General features: G+C 59.9%; 25 protein-coding genes. 9 read left to right on the top strand and 16 right to left on the bottom strand.

Annotated features, from left to right (window positions below; all coding sequences use genetic code 11):
- Positions 1 to 20 precede the first annotated feature (20 nt).
- The gene (gene hemG / locus ACR3FE_RS13225; RefSeq protein WP_458207622.1) at positions 21 to 1,334 is read right to left on the bottom strand and encodes a protoporphyrinogen oxidase; all 1,314 of its coding nucleotides are present in this window, start codon (positions 1,332 to 1,334) and stop codon (positions 21 to 23) included.
- A complete protein-coding gene (gene hemH, locus ACR3FE_RS13220) occupies positions 1,307 to 2,356 on the bottom strand; it encodes a ferrochelatase (protein WP_458207621.1) in 1,050 nt (349 codons plus the stop codon). The genes hemG and hemH overlap by 28 nt, the downstream gene beginning before the upstream one ends.
- A gap of 535 nt (positions 2,357 to 2,891) precedes the next feature.
- Between hemH and ACR3FE_RS13215 the strand changes: the two genes are divergently transcribed.
- Positions 2,892 to 4,679, top strand: a complete 1,788-nt coding sequence (locus tag ACR3FE_RS13215) for an ABC transporter substrate-binding protein (protein WP_458207620.1) — start codon at positions 2,892 to 2,894, stop codon at positions 4,677 to 4,679.
- Here the strand turns inward: ACR3FE_RS13215 and ACR3FE_RS13210 are convergent.
- Positions 4,676 to 4,990 (bottom strand): winged helix-turn-helix transcriptional regulator, encoded by a 315-nt coding sequence (locus tag ACR3FE_RS13210; protein ID WP_458207619.1) that lies wholly within the window; start codon positions 4,988 to 4,990, stop codon positions 4,676 to 4,678. The genes ACR3FE_RS13215 and ACR3FE_RS13210 overlap by 4 nt on opposite strands.
- Positions 4,991 to 5,126: 136 nt before the next feature.
- Here ACR3FE_RS13210 and ACR3FE_RS13205 point away from each other — a divergent pair, with 136 nt between their 5' ends.
- The 3 genes from ACR3FE_RS13205 to ACR3FE_RS13195 all read left to right on the top strand — a co-directional run bounded on the left by ACR3FE_RS13205 (position 5,127) and on the right by ACR3FE_RS13195 (position 6,552).
- The gene (locus tag ACR3FE_RS13205; protein ID WP_458207618.1) at positions 5,127 to 5,588 is read left to right on the top strand and encodes a VOC family protein; all 462 of its coding nucleotides are present in this window, start codon (positions 5,127 to 5,129) and stop codon (positions 5,586 to 5,588) included.
- A gap of 51 nt (positions 5,589 to 5,639) precedes the next feature.
- Positions 5,640 to 6,086 (top strand): universal stress protein, encoded by a 447-nt coding sequence (locus tag ACR3FE_RS13200; RefSeq protein WP_458207617.1) that lies wholly within the window; start codon positions 5,640 to 5,642, stop codon positions 6,084 to 6,086.
- A 103-nt stretch (positions 6,087 to 6,189) separates the two neighbouring features.
- Positions 6,190 to 6,552 (top strand): DUF7344 domain-containing protein, encoded by a 363-nt coding sequence (locus ACR3FE_RS13195; protein ID WP_458207616.1) that lies wholly within the window; start codon positions 6,190 to 6,192, stop codon positions 6,550 to 6,552.
- A gap of 53 nt (positions 6,553 to 6,605) precedes the next feature.
- Here the strand turns inward: ACR3FE_RS13195 and ACR3FE_RS13190 are convergent, their stop codons facing one another.
- On the bottom strand, positions 6,606 to 7,148 hold the full coding sequence (locus ACR3FE_RS13190; RefSeq protein ID WP_458207615.1) for a SprT-like domain-containing protein: 543 nt from the start codon (positions 7,146 to 7,148) through the stop codon (positions 6,606 to 6,608).
- 59 nt (positions 7,149 to 7,207) lie between these two features.
- Here ACR3FE_RS13190 and ACR3FE_RS13185 point away from each other — a divergent pair, with 59 nt between their 5' ends.
- Positions 7,208 to 7,714, top strand: a complete 507-nt coding sequence (locus ACR3FE_RS13185) for a DUF6653 family protein (protein WP_458207614.1) — start codon at positions 7,208 to 7,210, stop codon at positions 7,712 to 7,714.
- Here the strand turns inward: ACR3FE_RS13185 and ACR3FE_RS13180 are convergent.
- The gene (locus tag ACR3FE_RS13180) at positions 7,711 to 8,556 is read right to left on the bottom strand and encodes an aldo/keto reductase (RefSeq protein ID WP_458207613.1); all 846 of its coding nucleotides are present in this window, start codon (positions 8,554 to 8,556) and stop codon (positions 7,711 to 7,713) included. The genes ACR3FE_RS13185 and ACR3FE_RS13180 overlap by 4 nt on opposite strands.
- A 146-nt stretch (positions 8,557 to 8,702) precedes the next feature.
- Between ACR3FE_RS13180 and ACR3FE_RS13175 the strand changes: the two genes are divergently transcribed.
- Positions 8,703 to 9,179, top strand: coding sequence for a DUF6789 family protein (locus tag ACR3FE_RS13175; protein WP_458207612.1), 477 nt, complete (start codon positions 8,703 to 8,705; stop codon positions 9,177 to 9,179).
- 25 nt (positions 9,180 to 9,204) lie between these two features.
- Here the strand turns inward: ACR3FE_RS13175 and ACR3FE_RS13170 are convergent, their stop codons facing one another.
- The gene (locus tag ACR3FE_RS13170; RefSeq protein WP_458207611.1) at positions 9,205 to 10,959 is read right to left on the bottom strand and encodes a cbb3-type cytochrome c oxidase subunit I; all 1,755 of its coding nucleotides are present in this window, start codon (positions 10,957 to 10,959) and stop codon (positions 9,205 to 9,207) included.
- A gap of 136 nt (positions 10,960 to 11,095) precedes the next feature.
- Positions 11,096 to 11,497 carry a universal stress protein gene (locus ACR3FE_RS13165; protein ID WP_458207610.1) on the bottom strand — a complete coding sequence of 134 codons (402 nt, stop codon included), beginning with the start codon at positions 11,495 to 11,497 and terminating at the stop codon, positions 11,096 to 11,098.
- A gap of 146 nt (positions 11,498 to 11,643) precedes the next feature.
- Between ACR3FE_RS13165 and ACR3FE_RS13160 the strand changes: the two genes are divergently transcribed.
- The gene (locus tag ACR3FE_RS13160) at positions 11,644 to 12,474 is read left to right on the top strand and encodes an SIR2 family NAD-dependent protein deacylase (RefSeq protein ID WP_458207609.1); all 831 of its coding nucleotides are present in this window, start codon (positions 11,644 to 11,646) and stop codon (positions 12,472 to 12,474) included.
- A gap of 54 nt (positions 12,475 to 12,528) precedes the next feature.
- Here ACR3FE_RS13160 and ACR3FE_RS13155 read toward each other — a convergent pair whose 3' ends face one another.
- From ACR3FE_RS13155 to ACR3FE_RS13140, 4 genes are all read right to left on the bottom strand, one after another.
- Positions 12,529 to 14,154 carry an ArnT family glycosyltransferase gene (locus ACR3FE_RS13155; RefSeq protein WP_458207608.1) on the bottom strand — a complete coding sequence of 542 codons (1,626 nt, stop codon included), beginning with the start codon at positions 14,152 to 14,154 and terminating at the stop codon, positions 12,529 to 12,531.
- 214 nt (positions 14,155 to 14,368) lie between these two features.
- Entirely contained in the window at positions 14,369 to 14,749 is a 381-nt protein-coding gene (locus tag ACR3FE_RS13150; RefSeq protein WP_458207855.1) for a response regulator, read from the bottom strand.
- Positions 14,750 to 15,067: 318 nt separating this feature from the next.
- Positions 15,068 to 16,327 carry an ABC transporter permease gene (locus ACR3FE_RS13145; protein ID WP_458207607.1) on the bottom strand — a complete coding sequence of 420 codons (1,260 nt, stop codon included), beginning with the start codon at positions 16,325 to 16,327 and terminating at the stop codon, positions 15,068 to 15,070.
- 196 nt (positions 16,328 to 16,523) lie between these two features.
- Positions 16,524 to 16,967: a universal stress protein gene (locus ACR3FE_RS13140; protein WP_458207606.1), complete on the bottom strand. Its 444-nt coding sequence runs from the start codon at positions 16,965 to 16,967 to the stop codon at positions 16,524 to 16,526.
- A gap of 101 nt (positions 16,968 to 17,068) precedes the next feature.
- Here ACR3FE_RS13140 and ACR3FE_RS13135 point away from each other — a divergent pair, with 101 nt between their 5' ends.
- Together ACR3FE_RS13135 and cydB are read left to right on the top strand one after the other, a co-directional pair.
- A complete protein-coding gene (locus ACR3FE_RS13135) occupies positions 17,069 to 18,466 on the top strand; it encodes a cytochrome ubiquinol oxidase subunit I (RefSeq protein WP_458207605.1) in 1,398 nt (465 codons plus the stop codon).
- Positions 18,459 to 19,421, top strand: coding sequence for a cytochrome d ubiquinol oxidase subunit II (gene cydB, locus ACR3FE_RS13130; protein ID WP_458207604.1), 963 nt, complete (start codon positions 18,459 to 18,461; stop codon positions 19,419 to 19,421). Before ACR3FE_RS13135 ends, cydB begins: the two co-directional genes overlap by 8 nt.
- Here the strand turns inward: cydB and ACR3FE_RS13125 are convergent.
- The 5 genes from ACR3FE_RS13125 to ACR3FE_RS13105 all read right to left on the bottom strand — a co-directional run bounded on the left by ACR3FE_RS13125 (position 19,376) and on the right by ACR3FE_RS13105 (position 22,997).
- The gene (locus ACR3FE_RS13125) at positions 19,376 to 19,645 is read right to left on the bottom strand and encodes a hypothetical protein (RefSeq protein WP_458207603.1); all 270 of its coding nucleotides are present in this window, start codon (positions 19,643 to 19,645) and stop codon (positions 19,376 to 19,378) included. The genes cydB and ACR3FE_RS13125 overlap by 46 nt on opposite strands.
- Positions 19,646 to 19,712: 67 nt before the next feature.
- Positions 19,713 to 20,993 (bottom strand): MFS transporter, encoded by a 1,281-nt coding sequence (locus tag ACR3FE_RS13120; protein WP_458207602.1) that lies wholly within the window; start codon positions 20,991 to 20,993, stop codon positions 19,713 to 19,715.
- Positions 20,993 to 21,430 carry a CopD family protein gene (locus ACR3FE_RS13115; protein WP_458207601.1) on the bottom strand — a complete coding sequence of 146 codons (438 nt, stop codon included), beginning with the start codon at positions 21,428 to 21,430 and terminating at the stop codon, positions 20,993 to 20,995. Before ACR3FE_RS13115 ends, ACR3FE_RS13120 begins: the two co-directional genes overlap by 1 nt.
- A gap of 66 nt (positions 21,431 to 21,496) precedes the next feature.
- Positions 21,497 to 21,895: a helix-turn-helix domain-containing protein gene (locus ACR3FE_RS13110; RefSeq protein ID WP_458207600.1), complete on the bottom strand. Its 399-nt coding sequence runs from the start codon at positions 21,893 to 21,895 to the stop codon at positions 21,497 to 21,499.
- A gap of 70 nt (positions 21,896 to 21,965) precedes the next feature.
- A complete protein-coding gene (locus ACR3FE_RS13105) occupies positions 21,966 to 22,997 on the bottom strand; it encodes a sulfite exporter TauE/SafE family protein (RefSeq protein ID WP_458207599.1) in 1,032 nt (343 codons plus the stop codon).
- Position 22,998 lies beyond the last annotated feature (1 nt).

The raw sequence follows: 22,998 nt of genomic DNA, 5'->3' as shown, positions 1-22,998 counted from the left end.
TTTCGCCTTCGGTTATAAATCTACGTCCGGTCGGCGAGTGATTCGGCTAGCTGTCTGGCTTCCCGGATACGACTTGGAACGCCCATTCTCGCGGTGTAGTTCGTGGCGAGGTGAACGCCTTCCGGCATCGCCACCTCGTCCAGCGCGTCCCACGACGTGTCGTAGGCCGGGAATCCTCGGTCGAGTCGGGCGATACTCAGCACGTCCGCTTTCGCGCCCATCACTTCCTCGAACTCCATCGACGCGATTTCGCCGAGGGTTTCATCGCTTTCTTCGACTAACTCGGGATTCTTCATCCCGCCGAGGAAGACCGTATAAACACCTTCCCGGTCGAACATGCTCGCGTTCCACGAGACGCCGAGCGTATCGAGCCCCTCGTCGTGGCGCACCTGATAGCCGAACCCATCACGGTTGCAGTCGGCACGGAGGTGTACCAGCGCGAGCGGGTTGTAGTTCAGGCGGGTAAGGGCATTCGCGGAGTCGGGCGTGAGGGTTTCCAGCAGGTCGGCACTCACATCGGCGGGTGTGGTGACGACCACCTCGTTCACCGCGATTTCTTCAGCATCGGATTCGAGAAGGTAGCCCTCCTCGGTGTCTTCGGCTTCCCGAATCTCGGTGACGGGCGTTTCGAGGTGGACGCTCTCCCCGTGAGCATCGTACAGGGCTTCGGGAAGTCGCTGTGCCCCATCTTCGAAGGAGATGGCGGGTGCCGAAGACCCGCCTGCCATCGCTCGTTTCAGGGCTGGCTTGAGCAGTGACCCGTGCTTCTGTTCCAGTTTCATCATCCCCGAGAGCGCGTGCCTGGCTGGCATCTGCTCGGGTTCGGAACCGTAGATGCCCCCGAACAGGGGGCCGATGAGGTTCCGATAGGCCTCTTCACCGAACTTTCGAGTCAACAGTTCGGCGGCGGTTTCCTCCGGGTCTGCGGTGGCTGTCTGGGGTTCTTTCAGTACGTCGAGTTTCCCGCGCAACGAGAGCAGGTCGGTCTGTCCGAACTCCTCGATGGAGAAGGGTGCCCGCCGGAGTTCTCTTCGCGCGTAGACGAACAGCTTCGTCTCTCCGGCTTCGAGGACTTCGTCCGCTAATCCGAGGTCGGTGATCAGTTCGTCGACTGGTTCGGTTCGGCGGAGTCGCTGCGGTCCCCACTCCAGCAGGTAGCCATCGACTCGGCCACTTCGGATCACGCCGCCCGGTTCCGAATCGGCTTCGAGGACGACGTGTTCGACGCCGGTTTTGTCGAGGTGGTGGGCGAGCGCGAGTCCGGTGATTCCCGCACCGACGATACCGACCTTCGTCCGTCCGACCGTCATCTGACGAACGGGGCGTTCAGGCACATCGTGCCGGGGGTGTCCTTACACTGGCACTGGCGGAACTGATAGTAGGACGGTTCGAATCCGGCGACGAACGGTTCGACGAGGTCGGCGAGTACGGTTGCGAATCGGTCGTCGTCGTGTGGAACCGGAACGCGGTAGAAATCGAGGCCGACGGCTTCTGCATCCTCACGGAGTTCGTCGTCCAGTTCCGACAGCGTCTCACTCTGCTCGTGCATGAAGCTGATCGGCTCGACGACGACGCGTTCCGCGTCGATCGCTTCGATGACTTCCTCGACTTCGGGTTCAGTCCACGGAATCTGGCGGTTGCCGTGGTTCTGAAAGCCGAGCGAGTAGGATTCGACGCCGAGTTCGCTCGCCATCACGTCACAGAACTCGTCGACGTACACGTCGTATCGACTCCCCTCGTCGAGGTAGTGTGCCGGCGTCCCGTGTGCCGAAAAGACCAGTTCGGTGTCGTCGTCCGTAAGATCGAGTCCTTCGTTCTCTGCGAATCGCCGGACGTTCTCGGCACGAATCCGGTTGTAGGTCGGGTGGCGGTGCCATCCGGTGATCTCGTGAATCGGGATATCCCAGTCGCGCTCGGCGACCGCGTTCGTGAGTTCTTCGAGTGACGCGACGGTCGTCGAAGCGCCACACAGAGGGTAGACGGGAAGCCCGACGAGTTCGTCGACCCCATCCTCGTGAGCCTGCTCGACCGCGTCGGCGATGAACGGTTCCGTAAACTGCATGCCGACGTAGGTTCGCACGTCGAACCCACGAGCTTCGAGTTCGGCTTCCAGCGCCTCCGCCTGCGCGTGCGCTTGTGGGTCGAGCGGCGAGCCACCGATAGCCTCGTACTCCTCGATGAGTTCGGGGGTGCGTCGTTCGGCCAGTTGCTGGGAACGCTTTCGTGCCTCCTCTTCGGTAGTGTCACCTTCGAGGTCGGCGTTGTTCATGAAGATGCGCTCCAGATAGCCGCGGACGTTTTCCCGTGTCGGTTCGGACGGTTCTCCGAAGTTGAGCACGACGACGCCGATTGTCATATTCGACTCTCGGGACGGGTGCGCCGAATAGTTGTCGTTTATAGACACGGCCTTTTCGAATCTCCGGGGTCGCTTCCCGATTTGCTGTGTAAATCCCGTCCGAGGAATCCTCTCGACCGCTTTCGAATCCATCAGCACGAACCGGAAACGTGATAGTAACCTTGCTTACTTCTCCGCGAATCGTCAGTTCGGCTCGTTTGCGTTCGTTTCTTCGTCTCGGACAAATTTGAGAAGGGGGAATCGTCGTATTTCTTCTTTCGTCTCGAATTTCGGTGACAGCCAAGAGATCTTCGACGGTTTCGATTCATTTTCGATGGTCGTCGGCAATGGCCGATTTCTTCCCGTATTCGCCATCTGAATACTTATTTATATAAAATATTATTACATAACTCTCTGACAATGTGACTGCGAGCTATTCTATCGCTTTATACACAAATTATAGAAGATATTTCCGTAGAGTCACTTTTTGCAATCGCTATCAGTACACATACCAATAATTAGTTACATATGTTCGACGCTCGTGTACTCCTTTCGGATGTCAGAGAAATCCAACGTCACACGGCGAAACTTCTTAAAAGCGACGGGGGGTGCGGCGTCGTCCGTTGCACTCGCAGGGATGGCTGGTAGCAGTGCTGCCGAACAGTCGAATCAACAGGGGAGTGACACGACGCTGCAGCTTGTCAACGGGACGATGACTACCATCGACCCGGTGAAGGCGACGGACACTGCGTCGGGAACGGTTATCCAGCAGGTGTTCGATTCGCTGATGAACTACCCGAACGGGCAGGTCGCGGTCGAAGGCCTGCTGGCGGAAAGTCAGGAGGTGTCCGACGACTTCACGACCTACACCTTCTCCCTGAAGCAGGGTGCGACTTTCCACAACGGGAAGGAGGTTACGGCACAGGACTTCGTCTACTCCTGGGAACGACTGGCGGCATCGGAGAACTCCCGGCGGTCGTACTTCATCCTCGATTCCATCGGGGTGAAACACCAGACGAGCGAGGAGGGAGAACTTAACCTCGATTCGTTGGCAGTACGGGCACCTGATAAGTACACGGTGGAGATGGAACTCGAAGAACCGTTCCACTCGACCCTCGAGATGATGGCGTACACCGCGTTCGCCGCGGTTCCCGAGGGTATCGTCGGGGACATACCGGGTTACGAGGGTGAGATGCCTTATCAGCGGTTCGCGACCTCGAACCCGATCGGTGCAGGGCCGTTCGAGTTCGACCGCTGGCAGAGTAACAACGAGGCGGTCGTCACTCGATACGACGACTATCACGGCGAGACGGCGAAGGTCGGTGGAGTTCGGTGGGCCATCATCGAAGACGATCAGGCGGCGTTCACCTACGTGTCGAACGAGAACGCCGACGTCGTGTTCAACGAGACCATCCCGACGGCACAGTACGACCCGAACAAAGTGACCGTCCAGAACACGGACGACCTGGGACGGAAATCGGGGACGTACGGCCCGTTACAGAACGGGAAGACGATGAACTATCTCGCCGTGCCGACCATCAACGCGTTCTATCTCGGCTTCAACACGAACGCGGTCGAGAAGCCGGCGCGGCAGGCCGTTGCGTACGTCCTGAACCAGCAGGTCGCGGTCGATCAGGTGTTCAAAGGACGTGGGGAGGCCGCGTACCACTTCACACCGCCGCGGATCTACCCAGGTGGCGCGCAATCGTACACCCAGCACGCACAGAACAACTACCCGTATGGGTACAACGAGACGCAACTCCAGCAGGCGAGACAGGTGATGGAGGACGCGGGTTACGGAAGCAACAACCGTTACCAGTTCACGCTCACTACCTACGAATCGACGACGTGGCAGGCCATCGCAAAGATACTGCGCGACCAGCTGCAGGCGGCACACATAGACCTGCAACTTCAAGAGGCTCCGTTCTCGACCCTGCTCAGCCGTGGTCGACAGGGGAACCTGCAGGCGTACACGCTCGGCTGGATCATGGACTGGCCTGCGCCGGACAACTTCCTGCAACTGTTGAATCCGCCGCTGACGGACACGTCGAGATCCGATCCGATATCGTACACGAACTGGTCTGACACGGAAGCGGCGAATCAGGCGACGCAAGCGTGGGAGAAGATACAGAACAACCCAGCGCCGACCGACCAGGCACAGAGTGCCCGCAACGAGGCCTACGTCACCATGGAGGAGGCGAACTGGGAGGACGTGACCTTCCTTCCGGTGTATCACCGCGTCGACGAAGAGTTCTCTTACCAGTGGGTCGATATCCCGAAATTCGGGGCCGCTGGTGCGAGCAGGCAGATGTACAACACGACGACGGTCGGCTCACGGAACTAGAGCCACTCGGCAGCCCACGCCTCGATTTCTTCGAAGATAGGACAGAGCGACCGGCCTTTGTCGCTCAGACTGTAGTACGTCGCGATCGGCGCGTCTACTTCGGTGCGGCGACTGACGAAATCCATCTCGCGGAGGTCGTCCAGCACGCGCGAGAGCGTCCGCGAACTCGCACCAGTCGAACGTTTGAGTTCGTTGAATCGTTTCTCGCCGTCTCGCAAATCGTAGAGAACGACCAGTCGCCACTGCGAACCGATCTGCTCGAACGATTCGACGACGGAACAGGGGCCTTCCTCGACGGTTTCCGATGACATCGGTGTAATCTGGTTACGTCTATGTCCGCGAACCTATAAATCGGTTCGGGCCCGAATCAGGTAACGAGATGATACTGCAACCGGTCGAGCTCGATTCTACGATGGACGGAAATGTCTGCCTCGCCTGACTCCATCCATGACACCATCCACCACCGGACTGCATCACGTGACGAACATCTGTACCGACATGGAGGAGACGCGAGCGTTCTACGAGGACGCACTCGGCTTCCATACGGTGAAGATGACCGAGAACTACGACGACCCCGGAACCCTCCACTACTACTTCTCACCGACGCCAGCGGGTGAACGGGGAACCGTCATTAGCTACTTCGAGTATCCCGGTTCGCAGGGCCAACCCGGCGGCGGGGCCAGCCACCACTTCGCGCTCGGTGTCGAAGACGAACCCGCGCTCCGCGAGTGGCGCGACCACCTGCAATCGGAAGGTGTTCGCGTCTCGCCAGTCCGCGACCGGACGTACTTCAAGAGCATCTACCTCACCGACCCCGACGGACTCGTCATCGAGTTCGCTACTTCGGGGCCGGGATTCGAAGTGGACGAGGAGACTCCCGGAAGTGGGTTCGTCGAACCACCGAACTGAGCCCATCGAAAGCCCAATTTATTTATTTCCCGACTGTGTGCGTCGTCTGATATGGAACGAGCACTAGCGGTCGTCGAAGGATCTGAATCGGCCAAGGATCTGGTTCGAGAGGCGGGAGAACTCGCAGCAGGCGTCGGTGCGGGACTCGTCTTGCTCCACGTCACGACCAACGACGAGTACGAAGAGACGCGCAACTCGCTGGAGCGTATCCCGTCTATCGAAACCTCCTACACCGCTGGACAGGCACTCGAAGGGGCGCGCCATTTCGCGGCAGACATCGGGCGAGAAGTACTCGACGAGGTCGACGTCGAGTTCGAAGCCGTCGGACGGGTCGGTGACGAGCGTGACAAGATCCTCGACGCTGCCCGCGAGCACGGCTGTGACCACATCTTCCTCGCTGGTCGCAAACGCTCCCCGACCGGAAAAGCACTCTTCGGCGACCGCACGCAGTCGGTCATCCTCGACTTCGACGGTGCGGTCACCGTCGTGACGGAGTAATCCCCTTTCGAAGCAGGTTGGGGCAGTTCGAGGCAGTTCGAAGCAATCTAGATTCTGTTCGAATCGTAACTGGTAAGTTGTTCACTAGTTACACTCTGAGCGAATGCTGGGCAGTCTACTTAAGAGTGGGCCAGTTTCGGAATCGATAGCACTGTCCAGGGACGAACTGTTCAACCTCTGTCGCGTCGAGCGCCGTCGCCACGCGATCTCGGTTCTGGCCGACGTGGAAGACGTCATCCCGATGCGGACGCTCGTCGAAGAGGTGACTGCTCGGGAGTTCGGTTCGGACGCGACCACCGACGAGCGCACAACCGTCTACACGACGTTCTACCAACAGCACATCTCCGTGCTAGATGACGCCGGTGTGCTCTCCGCTCCCGACGGCCCGAGCGGAATGCTCTATCCCGACGAGAACGCCGAATCCATCGCAGAACTGCTGTCGTACGTCGACGAGATCTCGGATTGATCTCGGACTGATCTCGGTTCCCCCACGACATCTTAGCAACACCTTATCGCTCGTCACCATTCGTTGCCGAGTCTCCTGCGTGCGACCAGATACCCTGCGTGAGTTCGCCATCGCCTCCCGCTTTCTTGGTGTTCGACGCGATAGCGTGCCCCACACGATCCACAGCGCCGCCGATCTGGATTTTTGACGGCCTCCGACGCGCGAAAGCGACGCGCCTCCCAGTCGCAGGACGAACAGACGAGACGAAGACGTGCGTCGGCGAACGACCGACAGTGGCGGGGGGCGTCGAGTTCCCGCGCTTTCTCCTCGAATCGTGGCCCGTGCCCCGATTCGCCGAACTGCTGGAACTCCCACGCGTGTACCAGTTCGTGCCGGATCGTTCCGGTGAACTCCTCCCAGCCGAACGCGCGGTAAGCGTCCCACGTCAGCCGAATCGTCAGGTTTCCAGTCCGGCGGTCGTAGATGCAGGCTCCGGCACGGCGCATCGCTCGATCCGAACACTCCCAGTCGACAGCGGAGAGGTCGATGTCGATGGAGACGGTCTCCGCGTATCGTTCCGCAGCGGCGAGCAGTTCGGCGCGCGTTGCCGGTTCCATTCGGTGCTGACTTCTCACCCGCGGGTCATAACTTTCCCCGTTGCGAGCGTAGTACGAGCATGACCGAGACAGCGACGCACTCGACCGAGACCACTAGAGAGCGGCTGCGACAGACGTTCTGGGAACGCCATTCGAACCCGAAGAGTGGCTGGACGAGGGTACTCTCCTATCCGGCCATGATGCTCGCGTTGTATCGCCACGACTGGAAGCTACTCGGTGCGACCATTCTCTTCATCGTCGTCAACCCCGTCCTCTTCTCGAAGCCCGACCCGGAGAAAGTGGCGGATAGCTGGATGTACAGGGGCGTCCTCGGCGAGCAACTCTGGATAGAACACGGCGACAAGCGGGGCTATCCGAACCTTCTGAACAGGCTCAACGTCCCAATCTTCTTCTACGGACTGTACGCTGCGTATCGCCAGCAACCGACGGCAACTGCACTCTGTACGCTTCTCTCCGCCGGACTCAAGTTTTGGTTCGTCGGTGAGATGGTTCGCTATTACGAGACACACCACGAGGAGTTCGACTCGTCCCACGACGAGTTCGACTCATCGCCTGCGAGAGGCTAATCGAGTCTAGCCATCTCGTCGTCGGAGAGATCGATGGTCGATGCCGCGACGTTCTTGTGGAGGTGTTCGACGCTCGACGTGCCGGGGATCGGGAGCGTGACGGGCGAGTGATGGAGCAGCCACGCGAGCGCGATCTGCCGGTGTGAAGCGTCGTGTGCATCCGCGATGTCGGAAAGCGTGTCTGCTTTGTCGCCGAGTTCGCCCGCAGCGAGTGGGTACCACGGGATGAACCCGATTCCAGCGTCCTCGCAGGCCTGGAGGACGGCTTCGTGTTCTCGATTTGCGACGTTGTACTGATTCTGGACGGTCGCGATCTCGACGATGTCGCGGGCGGTTTCGAGCTGGTCTACGTCGACGTTGCTCAGCCCGACGTGTTCTATCTTCCCATCGTCTTTCAGTTCCGCCAGCGCGTGAACTGAGTCTTCGAAATCCACGTCCGGGTCGGGACGATGGAGTTGATAGAGGTCGATGCTGTCGGTGCCGAGCCGGTCGAGGCTCCCCAGGATGGCGTTTCGCAGGTAGTCCGGGTCGCCGTTCGGAAGCCAGTCACCGTCGTCGTTTCGGAGGAGTCCGCCTTTCGTCGCCACGACGAGCTTCTCAGGGTACGGATGGATGGCGTCTCTGATGAGACGCTCGCTGACGCACGGTCCGTAGGAATCTGCCGTATCGATGAAATCTACGCCGAGCGAGATCGCCTCGTGGAGGACGCGTCGTGCCTCGGTCTCGTCGTCGGGGCGTCCGATGATGTCCTCACCGGTCAGGCGCATCGCTCCGAAGCCGAGTCGGTGGATGGTCATCTCCCCGCCGATGTCGAAGGTGTCACTCTCGTTTTCGAGGGCCATGCAGGGAGATTGTGCGATAGCGAGTAACCTCTTTTGGCACCCTCGACCGCTTTCAGTCCCCCCGATCACCGCTCCCATTTCCGATTCATGTGGAATCGACGACGAGAGGGAGTACTTATAAATCGCTCCCGCTCTTGCTTGATACTATGTCACAGGAAGTCGCTCAGCACGACGGTGAATCCGGGCTTCCGCCCGCCGCATGGCAAGCAGTACAATCGTTAAAGGCGGGTGTGCTGAGTACGGGCCTGATGGTGTTCATCTTTCTCGTCGCCGAAGCAGAGGCTCGATTCAATCTCGGCGTCCCCGCCGCGATAGCGAAGTTCGTCAGGATGCCCGGCCAACTGTATCTCGGATTCATCGTCTTCGTTCTCGCCGGGATCGTCCTCTGGCCGCTCGTGTTCGCGGCCATCGAGGGCTATCTCACCGCACTCCCAGGTGGCGAGGATGTCGGTATCCGTGGAATCGTCTTCGCGCTGCTACTCTGGGTTGCGTTCCTCGTGTTGGGGTCGGCGGGCCTCAAACTCGCGGGGCCGTTCCTCGTGCTCTATCTCGTCTTCACGCTCATCGCCCACGTGGTGTATGGCTATTCGCTGGGCGTCCTGTACGGAAGATTCACCCGATAGATCGCCAAAACGTTCCTCTCGATAGCTATTCCAGACGGTTCTCGAACCACTGCCACTCGCGGGAGAAGAACCCGTCCTCTTTCAGGTTCCACACGTCTGCATCAGTGATGACCGGCCCCTTCCGGTAGGACTGGAGCATATTCCACACCCAGACCACCGTCCCGAGAGCGATGATGATCGCGCCGACCGACGCGATCTGTTGGAGGGGTTCGAACTCGACCGGGTACTGTGCGTACCGTCGTGGTTGTCCGAGCATCCCGATGACGATGAGGGTGATGAACGTGACGTTCACGCCGACGAAGGTGAACCAGAAGTGGATGCTGGCGAGCGTCTTGTTGAACATCCGCCCCGTGAAGAGCGGATACCAGTAGTAGACGGCGGCGAACATGGCGAACGGTATCAGCCCCATGATGATGAGGTGGAAGTGGCCGACGACGTAGTAGGTGTCGTGGTAGATGAGGTCGATCGGAATCGCCGCCAGGAAGACACCTGTCACGCCACCGATGATGAACGTCGCTATCGACCCGACACAGAACAGCATGGGGGCTTCGAGACGGACTCGACCGTTCCACATCGTCGAGATCCAGTTGAACACCTTCACCGCGCTCGGCACCGCGATAGCCAGCGACACCGCCATGAAACTCGCCCGGATGCGTGGGTCGATACCGGTGGTGAACATGTGGTGGGCCCAGACGCCGAACGAGAGCACGCCGATTGCCAACGTCGAGTAGACGACGAACTTGAAGCCGAACAGTTTCCTGCTCGCAAACTTGGGGAGGATGAGGCTGACCAGTCCCATCGGTGGGAGGACGAGGATGTACACCTCGGGGTGGCCGAAGAACCAGAACAGGTGTTGCCACAGGATGGGGCCACCGCCATCCAGCGCGAAGAAGGTGGTGCCGAAGTTCCGGTCGAGCAGGAGCATGACGAGCGCACTGCCGAGCAGTGGAAACGCGAACAGGATGAGGCCGGCCTGCGTGAGCAACGTCCACGAGAAGATGTCCAAGTCCTGCCAATCGACGCCATCGCCTTTCTGCGTGAACGTCGTGGCGATGATGTTGATCGCGCCGATAGTGGTGCTGACTCCCGAGAGGTGGAGCCCGAGCAACATCAGATTGATCGTCGGATTCGGCTGTTGACGCGAGAGGGGCGTGTATATCGTCCATCCCGTCTCGGGTGGCTTGAGGAGGAAGAAGGGTCTCGCGGCCGCCTCACCCAGTATCGGTTCGATGACGTGCCCGCCGACGTCGGAGATGAGACCGAAGCGAACCAACAGTAATGCTGGCGGGAGGAGCCAGAACCCGATGGCGTTCAACCGCGGGAATGCCATGTCGTCGGCGTCGAGGAGTAAAGGCAGGAAGTGGTTGGCAAACCCGAACAGCACGGGTGTTGCGAAGAAAAAGAGCATCGTAATGCCGTGCATCGTGAACAGGCCGTTGTACGTCTCGGCGTTCCACACGTCCACGTTGGCCGTGAACAGCTCTGTCCGCATCATCATCGCGTCCGTTCCGCCCCAGAAGAACGCCACGGCTCCAAGCAACAGATAGAGTGCGCCGATGTCCTTGTGATCGACGGTCGTTATCCATCTGATGAGACCAGTGGGCTTGCCGTATCCTGCCTCGAAGCCGGTGACGTAGCCGCCATCGGCTTTGGGGTCGGGTTCCGTTTTGGAGTCGGGTTCGTTTCCGGGACTATCTATCGAACGAGCGAGCCAGAGTGCGACCGCTACCAGTGCGAGTCCGAGGAGTGTACCAGCGGCGGCCTGACCGAATCGATTCATTGTGGGCGTGTGCGAACGGATTGTCGTCGAGTGCTGGCGATGGTTTGCAGCGCGATGCGGGTGGTACTCCGGGGTTAGGATGGGTTCCCCTTAACCGTCCGGGCCGTTCCCATTTTTCGAAAATCCGACCCGGTTATTACATTGTCTTCTGAATCGGGACGCCGACCACCGGGCGTTTCGTCTGTAAGAGTACCGATTGGGTGATGCTCCCGAACAGCACCTTCTTGGCCGGACTCCGTTTCTGACTGAGTCCGATGACGATCTCGTCTGCTTCGAGTTCGTCCGCGAGGGTGAGAAGATCGTGCGCCGGGTCGGTCGCGTCCGTGTTCTGCTCCATCTCGATGTCGAACTCCTCGCTGAGCCAATCTTCGAACACGCCGAGTGCTCGCTGCCCTTCTTCGACCGCCTCCTCGTCGTTTCCGCCGTGGAGTGAGTTCAGGACGGACACGACATCGTCTCTATCGAGCCGTGACTGGAGGTACTCACAGATACGCTCGCTCGTCTCTTCACTGTCGGTTCCAGCGACGATGTGGGTCATGCTCGGAGCCACGACCGGCAACGCCATAAACCGGGTGGCAGAGGGTGTGTCACATCTATTCTTCGCAACAGGACGGGAAATCGAAAGCGACTCCGGTCTTTCGTATCTCCATAGTTATTCAACCTCGCCGCTCCAAACTTACTCGTATGGAGGAGGTCGCACGTCTCGCGGACGAACTCAGTGAGGCAGAGACCGTCGTCGCCCTCACGGGTGCCGGGATGAGCACCGCGTCGGGAGTCCCCGATTTCAGGAGCGAATCGGGAGTCTGGAATCGATTCGATCCCGAGGACTTCCACTATCGACGATTTCGCTCGGATCCAGCGGGGTTCTGGGCTGACCGACTCGAACTACACGAGGCGATGTTCGGTGACGATATCGCACCGAACGCAGCCCACGACGCACTCACCGAACTCGCAGCGGACGGCCACCTGCACACGATTCTCACGCAGAACACGGACGGGCTACACGAAGGAGCGATACTCGACAGGGGGGCACACGACGAGTCGATAGATGATGGAGCAATGCACGACGAGACAGCATACGATGCGACGACGCAGACGGAACTGATCGAACTGCACGGCAACGCCCGTCGAGTCGTCTGTGACGACTGCAGTCACCGAACCGATGCAGCCCCGGTCAGAGCGCGCGTCGAATCGGGAGAATGTCCACCTCACTGTGATGAGTGCGGTGGCATCTACAAACCCGACGTGGTGCTGTTCGGCGAGCGATTGGACGAGTTCGCCCTTCAGCGTGCTCGTGAGTGTGCGAGACGGGCCGACGTGTTCCTCGCCATCGGGTCGTCGCTCAGTGTCGAGCCTGCCGCGTCACTGCCGAGAACCGCTGTCCGAACCGGTGCGACGACGGCGATCATCAACCTGGACGAGACGCCCGTCAGTCAACTCACCGATTTCGACATCCGCGGAGACGTAACCGAGGTGCTTCCGGAACTCGTCGAGCGCGTCGCCGACGATTCGTGAGCGCGATATATACGCTGGAAGCGGATCACCGAAAACAGTCGTCGAGACTCCGTTTTACGTCGGTCGTGGGCCGGTCGACCCTGATTTCGTCGGATACCATCCTTTCGACAGTTCGAAGATGGCGACTTCGTCGTTCTCGAACACGAGGTGATACTGCGGGGAAGAAAGCATCGTCGTCATCATCTGATTCGGCTGGTATCGCTGCATCCCGCGGATCGTGTACATCTCTTTCGGGACGTAGACATAATCGGGACGTACGCGAATCTGCATCAATCTCCCCGTCAGACAGTAGGAACTGTGACACCGCGAAAGTCGGCGAAACTGTCGTAACTGATATTGGTACTGGTACTGGCCTTTCCATTCGACGCCCCACGGCCCGATCAAGATCGCTCGATCGGTCTGCTGTGGGAACCATTCCGCTGCGTCACCGAGCACCACGAACGTCGAATCTGAAGCAGTGTTCGCTTTAGCCCACTCCATCGCCTCTACGTCGTCGCCGTCCACGAACTGCGGCAGTGACGGACTCCCGGCGTGGGCGTTCAACCCTCCCGTCGCGTACAGCGTTCCGCCGCTGAGTCCGATGGTCGCGAGCAACACGACCGAGAACGTCACGACCTCTTCCCGGTTCAGCGTCGCCACACCTTCTTTCAACCATCTGGCGATCCCGTCGAAGACGAATCGAGCGGTGACGAGCGCACCGATGAGAAACACGAACCGTGGTTCACCCATCGTCGCGACGACGACGAGCAACCACGCTGGCAGGAAGAACTCGCGTTTCAGCACGAGCCAGAAGCATCCTGCGAATGGAATCACATGCCACAGGGACAGGACGGGTGGTTCGTTGAGTTGTTGTCTGATTAGGCTCTTCAGTGTGGGGACTGCCCCGCCGATTCCGCCGTGGGTGCCTGCCGCCGCTGTGAACACGGTTCCGCCGTGGGTCGAGAGCACCACGCTCCACCACGGTGCGGTGAGGAGAACCCCCCCGACACCGACGACCATGCCGTAGAGCAAGCCGCGGAGCGACCGGTCGAACTGAACGTACAGCAGGACGAAGCTCATCGTGAAGAAGACGGTGTACATCGGATGTGTCAGGATAGTCAACGAGAACGTGACGAGTGCGGGGACGAGCCATCGCAGGTCCCGTTCTCGAAAGAGGTGGAGCCCCGAGTAGATGCCCGTGAGTGCGAATAGCATGGCTGGCGCACGGACGATTCCACCGGCAGAGAGATGCCACTGAAGTATCGGTGGGCTGACAGCGACGATGAGGGTGGCAAGCGACGCCTGCGGTCGTGAATCGAACAGGTCGCGCGCAAGAAAGTACAGCGGAACGAGATACAGGATTGTGACGATTCCGGGGAGGTATCGCGCGATGGTGAACGACCCGAGGTTCGTCACGTCGAGTATCGCCGCCGACACGTAGAACATAAGTGGCGGATAGGCGAACGGTACGCCCTCAGCGGTGTAGCCAGGGATCGTCTTCGGAAGCGCGTAACCGTTCTCGCTGATACGTTCTGCGATCTGGAAGTACAGTCCAGCACCGAACGAGGGGTACGAATGTGAGTCGAGATAGAAGTAGAGGATACATAATCCGGCGAGAAGGGCGGGGACGAGCCATGGCAGTTCGTAACCAAGTCCGTGCGATTTCTGGGTCGTTTTGGAATCCGTCTGATGACTGGCCATGGTTGAAGTCGGGGGCAACCGCTCGGCGAAGCGTGGCGGCGGGCGTTCTCGTTCGAAAGAACTATCGCAGGATTCACTCTTTGTTATCCAGTGGCTATCGGCGTGATAGCGATTATTACTGACTGTCGGATGAGGGTAGGCAGTCGTTCCGTTCGTGGTAACAACAGATTTCTGACCCATCGATGCCGAGAGACGGGCCGACTGGCGACGGGTCTCAGGCGTTCACGAGTGCGGTTCGAAGCAGTCGAAACAGTTCGTGTGGGCGATTCGTACAGTCGAACGCGCCGGTTGCGTGGACGTTCTCGCAGTCGCTCGCCGACACGGATCGAGAGTAGACGATGAGTGGCGTCGAATCGCCGACCCTCTGCTTCGCTTCGAGGATGTCGAGTCCCGCGCGGGATCCGTTTCGGCTCATATCCGAGATGATGACATCGTAATCGTTCGATCGGAGTTTCACCAGCGCATCGTCCGTCGTCCGACTGGTGATCACCGAGACGCCGAGCGCACGGAGTGCCGCTCGTTCGTACTCGTTGTTCGCCGGTTCGTCGTCTACCCAGAGAAGCGACGATCCTTCGAGTGACTCCGTTGCGAGTATCGACTCGGTGTCGATATCTGCGGCGATGTCGTCGCGTTCGTCGTCCGATTTTCGTTCGAGTGCAGCCCCGTAGAATGCGCCCGCTCTGAACCCTCATGTCTTCGCCGTCGCACTGAACCCTGCTCCTTCGAGGGTCAGTGACCCAGTCCGGTCGAGGAAGTTCTGGATGATGTCACCGAAATGTATCACCAGAAACAATACGACGAGCGGCCAGCTGATCGCCTCGATGACTGGTGCGATTCCTTCGAGTGTTCGTACAATAAAAATTCCTTTCTAAAATAAAATCGTTTGATGATGGTATAAAAACGTTCGCGTCAGTCACTCGTAGCGCAGTGCGTCGATGGGATCGGTGTGTGCCGCGTCCCACGCAGGATAGATTCCGGCGAGGATGCCGACGAAGACGCCGACAACGACCGCGACGCCGAACCACTCGGGTCGGAACGCGAGTGGTAGTCCGATGAACTCCGCCGCGACGTACCCCCCACCGAGTCCGACGAGTGCCCCGAATGCCGAACCGAACAGACCGAGCAAGACCGCTTCGAACAGGAACAACTGGAGAACATCGGTATTCTGTGCGCCGACGGCTTTCATGATGCCGATCTCGCGGGTTCGTTCGGTGACGCTGACGAGCATGATGTTGGCAATACCGATGGCACCGACGACGAGCGAGATGAGCGCGATGCCCGTGATGTACGCCGTGAACGTGTTACTTACCTGTTTGACCTGATCGACGAGTTCCTCCTGTGTGGTGACTTTGAACCTGTAGTTGTTCGATTTCAACTGTCTGGCATCCGATCTTTCTCCGAGATACGTGTACACTCGACCCTGCACGGAATCGACCTGTTCCGGATTCTCCGCCAGTACGAGCACGCGACCGTAGACGCGCTGATTCTCGTTCGCCGAGGGACTGTACACCGTTCGCTTGTAGAATGGGTCGGTCGGTGCGAAGATGCGCGGCGACGGTCCTTCGCTGATACCGAGGGCGGATTCCTCCGACGGTTCGACGATCCCGACGACCGTCGCGTTCACCTGCTGCCCGCCCGCAGCGCGCGTGAGGGTGATGTTATCCCCGACCGTGACGTTTTCATCGCCGAACATACGCGTGGCGGGGCGATTCAAGACGACTTCGTGCTCGCCACTTCGAAACGACCCTCCCGCGATGAACTCCTGATTCTTCACGTCGAAGTACGGTGGCGTCGTGGCGACGACCCACTGGCGCCCGACCGTCGAGTTGTTGAACTCGACGGTCGAAGCTGCGATGCCACTCTCCGGAACTGCTGCTTCGACACCCTGTTGCGACCGGATTCCCCGTATATCGTGTTCGGTGAAGATGGTCTGTCCACCACTGCCGAGATTCGGGAGTCCGGTCTGGCTCTGTGACTGTGCGGAGACGTACATCGTCGCCGCGTTGCCGCCCGCGACGGTACTGACGATGTCCGCTTGCAAACTCGCGCCAAGCGTGACGAACGTGATGACCGCTGCGACGCCGATGATGACGCCGAGTGTCGTCAGCGTCGATCGAAGTTTGTGTTCACGGATGTTTCTCCAACTGATTCGAAGGCTCTCGAAGACGTTCATCCGCCCGTGTCGTTCCGTGCGTCTCTCGTCTGCATGTCTCTCGTTCTCGCATCTCTCGTCCGCGTGTCACTCATTCCCGTCTCCCCGGTACCGGCTACGGGACCCACCGACAAAAACCTATGACGCGAAACGGTGGCTTAAACGGCTGAAACGCCAGATTATACCGGATTCGACCGTCTTTTCGACGCGGAATGACCTACTTTTTCTGCTTCTTCTGCTTTTCCATCCGAACCGTGAGAACGGGAGCGTCGGAGAGACGCACGACCTTCTCGGTGACGCTTCCGAGGAGATAGCGGTCGATTCCCCGGCGACCGTGCGTTCCCATCACGATGAGGTCGATGTCGTTGTCGTCTGCGTAGTCGAGGATGGCGCGGTGCGGCGTTCCGGTGATCACTGCCGTTTCAACGTCGGTCCCGGCGTCCTTCGCTTCAGCCTCGATTTCGCTCACCGCTTCGTCGGCTCCGCGTTCGAGTTCGTCGTAGACGATGTCGGCACGGACGTCCGGTGGGACGACCGTTCTATCGACGACAGAGATAACGTGGAGGGCCGCATCGTAGGTCGCTGCGATGTCGAGTGCTTGCCGAGCTGCTTTTTCCGTCGTTTCACTTCCGTCTGTTGGCAGGAGGATTCGGTCGTACATCCTCCTGAAATACGTTGTCCATACTCAAATCGGTGTGGGGGATTTTCAATCGATGGGAATCAGCCCCCCGGTGAAACGCTTTCCACACCAAGGTTCAATCGATGCTCGACCCCACGATAGCGAGCCGCCTCCAATTCGCACTGACGACCATCGTTCATATCATCTTCCCTGTGATGAGCATGGGGCTAGCACCGTTTCTCGTCTATTTCACGTGGAAAGAGATACGAACCGGTCTCCCGCTCTACGAACAGTTGCGACGGTTCTGGTTGAAGATATTCGCCATCAGTTTCGTCGTCGGAACGGTGACCGGGTTGGTATTGGAGTTCGAATTCGGAACCAACTTCGCGGCCTTCGCAACGACGACCGGGGAGCTGTTCGGTGGGCCACTGGCTATCGAGGGGATGATGGCGTTCTTCCTCGAAGCGACGTTCCTCGGAATCTTCGTCTTCGGGCGTGAGCGCGTCTCCGATCGACTCTATCTTGTCTCCGCGATATTGGTCGGTCTCGGGACGTGGCTCTCTGCGGTGTGGATTCTCGTTGCGAACTCGTGGATGCAAACCCCACGAGGGTTCGAGATGGCGACACAGGGGGGGCAGCCAGTCGTCATGCTCGTCGACCCAATCGCGGCCTACGCCAATCCTCGATTCCCGTGGATGTTCGTCCACATGCAGAATGCGGCCGTCCTGACGGTCGCACTGTTCATGGCCGGTGTCGCGGCGTACAACCTTCGACAGACACAGGCCGACGGCGACCGAAACTTCTGGCGTGCAACGCTGAAAATCGCCCTGGTCGCGCTCATCGTGACCGCACCGTTCCAGGTTCTCCACGGTGACGCCTACGGTCGCCACGTCGCGGAAACGCAACCGCAGAAGTTCGCCGCGATGGAGGCGGTCTGGGAGACGGACAGCTACGTTCCGGAGTACATCATCGCGTTTCCGACCGACGTAGACGACCTCCTGAATCCGCGCGCGAAGGACATCTTCGGCATCGGCATCCCCGGTGGAGCGTCGTGGCTCGCGAGTGGTGGCAATGCACAGGCCGAAATCCAGGGGCTAAACGAGTTCGAGGGGTCTCCACCAGTTGCGGTCGTCTTCTGGTCGTTCCGAGCGATGGTCGCCATGGGCTTTTGGTTCGTCCTGCTCGCGTTCTGGGCAGGCTACCGCTGGCGGACGGGTGAGCTGTTCGACGACGATCTGCTTCACCGAGCTCTCGTCTGGTCGTCACTGCTCGGATTCCTCGCGGTCGAGGTCGGGTGGATCGTGACCGAAGTCGGTCGCCAGCCGTGGGTCGTGCAGGGCGTGATGAAGACGAGCGAGGGTGTCTCGCCGGGGCTCTCGTCGGTGGAGGCGACACTGACGCTCGCCGGATTCGTCGCCGTCTACGCGGGGCTGCTCACCATCTATGGTCACATCATCTGGCGAATCGTCCGCAGTGGCGCACCGGACGTCGAACGGATAAACCGCGAGACGCCGGGCGTGGAGGTGGTCAGCGATGATTGACCTTCCAGACCTCTGGTTCGCCCTCGTGTTTGCCCTACTCGGAACCTTCCTATTCCTCGACGGGTTCGATTTCGGCGTCGGTGCGCTGTTCGCCACCCGTGACGACGAGGAAGAGCGCGAAACCCTGCTGGCGGCTATCGGGCCGGTCTGGGACGGTAACGAGGTGTGGCTCGTCGTGTTCGGTGGTGCACTGTTCGCCGTCTTCCCAGCCGCGTACGCCGGGCTGTTCAGCCGCAATTACCTCCTGATGTTCGCCATCCTGGGAGCTCTCATCCTGCGCGGTATCTCGCCAGAGTTCTACGAACAACGCGAAGATGAGCGTTGGCGACGGACGTGGGGGAGAGCCTTCGTCGTCGGGAGCGTCACCGCGCCGTTCTTTCTCGGGATGTTCACCGCGAACTGGGTGCTCGGTGCGTCGGGTATCGTGAACGTCCCCGCAGTCGCGTTCGGACTGGTCGTCGTCGCGCTCACGATCGTCGAGGGAGTCGCGTTCCTCGGCCTGAAGACCCGCAACGACCTGCGTGCCGAGATGGCGCGGTACGCGACCCGTGTCGCACCTGCATACCTCGCGCTCGTGGTGGTGGTCATCGCCTACCTCGGACTGACCCGCCCTGACCTCCGCGACGCGCTCGTGTCGCCACTCTCGCTGCTCGCGGTCGTGGCGACGGTCGGACTGGTCGTGGGCGTCGTCCTCGCGATGCGCAATGAACGATACCTGGTCGCGTTCGTCGCCGCTGCGGGTCTGCCGTACGCGCTGGTCACCTTCGTCGGGAACCTGCTGTATCCCGCTATCGACCCCGCAGTCGGTCTGACGGTTCGAGGGAGTGTCGTTTCAGACCTGCCGCTCACGATCATGACCGTGGCAGCGGCGTTCCTCCTCCCGGTCGTGTTGACGTACTTCGGTGTTCTCTATTCCGTTTTCAGTGGCCCGGCAGATCCTTCAGAGACGTACTGAGGGGGTGGCCAGCGGCACCGATTTTTCGGGATTTGTACGGGAGAGTTCCATAGAGAGGTGAGTTCCGTCGCTGAACGATTCACCTGTGAGAGACGCATCTGTCGAACACGCTGTTGGAGGACGTGTCGGTCGAACGCCGACCCGAAGGCGAGTGCGACGATGAGGGCGTCGATGAGAACGATGATGAGTTCTCGGCCGACGGTTCGCCAGTGTTCGAATGACATCTCGGAACCGACTGGTTCCGTCTTCTATCATAAACTCTCGGTCAAAATGCTGCGACAAATCCTCGGTCTATCCCGTTGGTGTCGGACGACCGCCAGCCGTCACCGAAGTCACGAGGACGTAACAGATGGGAACCATGAGCAAGCCACCGAGAACGAAGGGAAGCCAGTAGGCGACTCCTGCGTACAGCGCGCCCGCCGCGACGGGGCCGATAGCTCTGGCGATACTTCCTGCACTCTGGGTGAGACCGAACGCACCACCCTGTTCGTCTGCGGACGTGCTCTTCGAGACGAGTGTATTGAGCGAGACGTTCGCCAGCCCGTTACCCACAGCGAGTGCGGTGAGCACACCGAGCAGTGCGAGGAGTCCGCCGGACAGCGGGCCGACAGACGGGAGTCGGGTTCCGAGCGTGGGCGAGAATGGAAGTGCAGCGAGCGTGACGAATTCCAGTCCAGCCCCCGCGAGCGCGAGGGCTCGTTCACCGAACCGGCCGGTGAGTCGCCCAACGAGGCCGCCCTGGACGATAGCGATGACGACGCCGACGTAGGCGAGGACGTAGCCGTTCATCTCCGGGCCGTAGCCGTACTCCTGTTTCGTGAACAGGACGAACATGCTCTCCATCCCGGAGAAGGCGAGCGAGAAGAGGAAAAACGAGACGACGAGTCCCGAGAGCGCCGGGTCGGAAAGAGAATCGATGAGACGAGCGATTCTCGATCTCTGATCGGTCATCGTACGCTCGGTTCGCGTCTCCGGTAAGACGAAGAAAGCGACGCTGAGATTGAGCGCGCTGATAGCCGCGGCGGCGAAACTCGGCACGGAGAACTGGTTCAGCGGAACGGCTGTCGGGAGGAGGTTTTGTCCGACCGTGACGGCAGCGTCACTGGAGAAGATGCCGCCCAGCGCGGGGCCGAAGACGAATCCCAGTCCGAAGGCGGCACCGATGAGACCGAGTCCTTTCGCTCTGTCTTCGGGCGGTGTGATATCGGCGATGTAGGCCTGCGCGGTAGCGATGTTGCCACCCATCGCACCTGCGAGGAGGCGAGCGAGAAAGAGCACGAGGAGGCTCTCGGCGAGTCCGAAGAGCGTCCACGCGACGACGCTTCCGAAGATCGAGAGCAGGAGGATCGGTCGTCGTCCACGTTCGTCCGAGAGGCGACCGAGTATCGGAGCGAAGACGAACTGCGTGATAGAGTAGGATGCGAGCAAGAGTCCGACGACGAACTCGTTCGCGCCGAACGCCTCGGCGTACAGTGGGATGATCGGGATGAGGATGCCGAATCCAAGGAGATCCACGAAGACGATGGCGAACACCGTCGCCAGTGCGCGACGATTCCCCATCCCGTCAGCCATCACAACCTCCCTGCGACGAGGAGGAGGCCGAGTGCGACGACGCCCGCCGCATAGAATAACGAGACGTTGGCGTTCGCAGCCTGTACTGGCCCGTCGTCGAGCCGTTTCGTCAGCCGACTACTCGCCATGTGACTCAGACCGGCGAGCACGAACCAGAGTGCGACCATCGTGAGAATCAGGTGGCCACGGGGCTGGTTCAGGAGGTATTCGAAGGAGTATCCCGTACCAGCGAGGTGGCCGCCGGTCACGAACAAGACGAGCGCAGCCCCCATCGAGAACCGTGAAAACCGCGTGGTCATCCACCCGAGAGCGTCCGCAGAAAGCCGCCCATCACGAGCCGCTGGAATCACGAGGGCAGCCATGAACAGCGTCCAACCAGCCCAGACGCCTGCGAACAACGTATGAAAAACCTGCATCGTCACGTCGAGGAGTGTCATCGGGCAGGGGTTGCTACTGACTCTTCAAATAATTTCGGATAAAGCCCGCTAGAGGGAGATTCCGGATCAGACAGTCGGGGTCGCTTGTTCCGTTTCGGCGTACTTATCCTCGAACTCCTGGATGAGCTGGCCCATCTTGGCGTACCACTCGTTCAGCATTCGCTGCATCTCGTGGGACACCTCGTCGGGGTTGGTCGGCTTGTAGACGTGATAGTAGCCGCCCTGTTCATAGTTCACTTGCTCTTTCTGGATGAATCCCGACTGGAGCAATCGCTGGATTGAACGGTATGCCGTGGAGCGTTCACGTTCGATACACTCGGCGATCTCGTCGATGGTCAGCGGTTGATCACTGCTGACCACGACCTGATAGCACTTCCTGTCGAGTTCTTTTAGCCCGTGGATACACTCCAGCAGCCCTTCACACTCCATGTCCTGCTGGAGGTACTCTGCCATCGAATCTGCCATGTCTAGTACTCGCTAGGAACTGCGAAGGTAAAAGAGTTTGTATAGTTCGTGCAAAACTCCGGTTTCGGGTTCAGTCAGCCATCGGCGAGGGCTGACGACTCTGCTTGCGGAGCGTGTGGACGCTGGTGTAGATGACCGCCCCACTGACGAGGAGCGCCGACCCGAGGATCAACACCAGGCTGACCGTGTTCAGCGCCTCTATGCTGTAGGCGTTGCCGATCTGACGGAACGCGACGGCGATAGCGCCACCGAGCAGCATGTAGCCGAAGTACTGTTTGATCTCGTCTTCGTCGACGATGTTCGTTGCAGCCGACCCGACGCGAGCTCCGAGGGCGCTCCCGGCCAGCAACGGCGCGACGATGGTGAGGTCGACACCGCCCGAACTGGCGTACAGGATGCTACCGATACCGCCGGAGAACACGATCTCGAACAGGTCTGTCCCAACGGCGATGGGCACCGGGACGCCGATGAGGTAGAACAACGCTGGCATGCGGATGAAGCCACCGCCGACCCCGAGCAGTCCCGACAGCAGACCGGTTGCGAATCCAACGCCGAGGATAACCCACAGTGACACCGTGACGCCACCGCGAAGCGATATCATCGGCGGTAGGCGGTACTTCTGGATCCGTTTGGCGATATCCGGGATGGCGTCGGCGTCGACCTCGCCGTCCGCGTCGTGGTCGATACCTCCACCGCCACCGTCACCTTTCAGTGCCTCGTAGGTGACGAACAGGCCGATACCGCCGAGCAGGACGACGTAGGTCACGCTGATGATACTCCCGGCCATCCCAAGCTCTTCGAGCATCAACACCATCTCCTTACCGACTTCGATACCAGCTGTCGTCCCGGCGATCATCAGGACACCCAGTTTGTAATCGACCTGTCCGAGGTCACGATGTTTGAGCGTCGCGATGACGGAGGTACCGAAGACGAACGCCAGGCCGCTCCCGACCGCCACTTTCGGTGCGTAGCCCATCACGAGGAGGGCGGGAGTGACGAGGAACGACCCACCCATCCCGAAGAAACCGAACAGGACGCCGATCATCAGCCCGAAGCCGATGAACAGTGCGATCAGCTCTGCGCCCATTCCGAAGAATTCCATC

The sequence above is a fragment of the Haladaptatus rarus genome, assembly GCF_054177585.1.
Note: the sequence above shows the minus strand (reverse complement) of the source record. Positions and strands in the feature narration are given on the sequence as shown.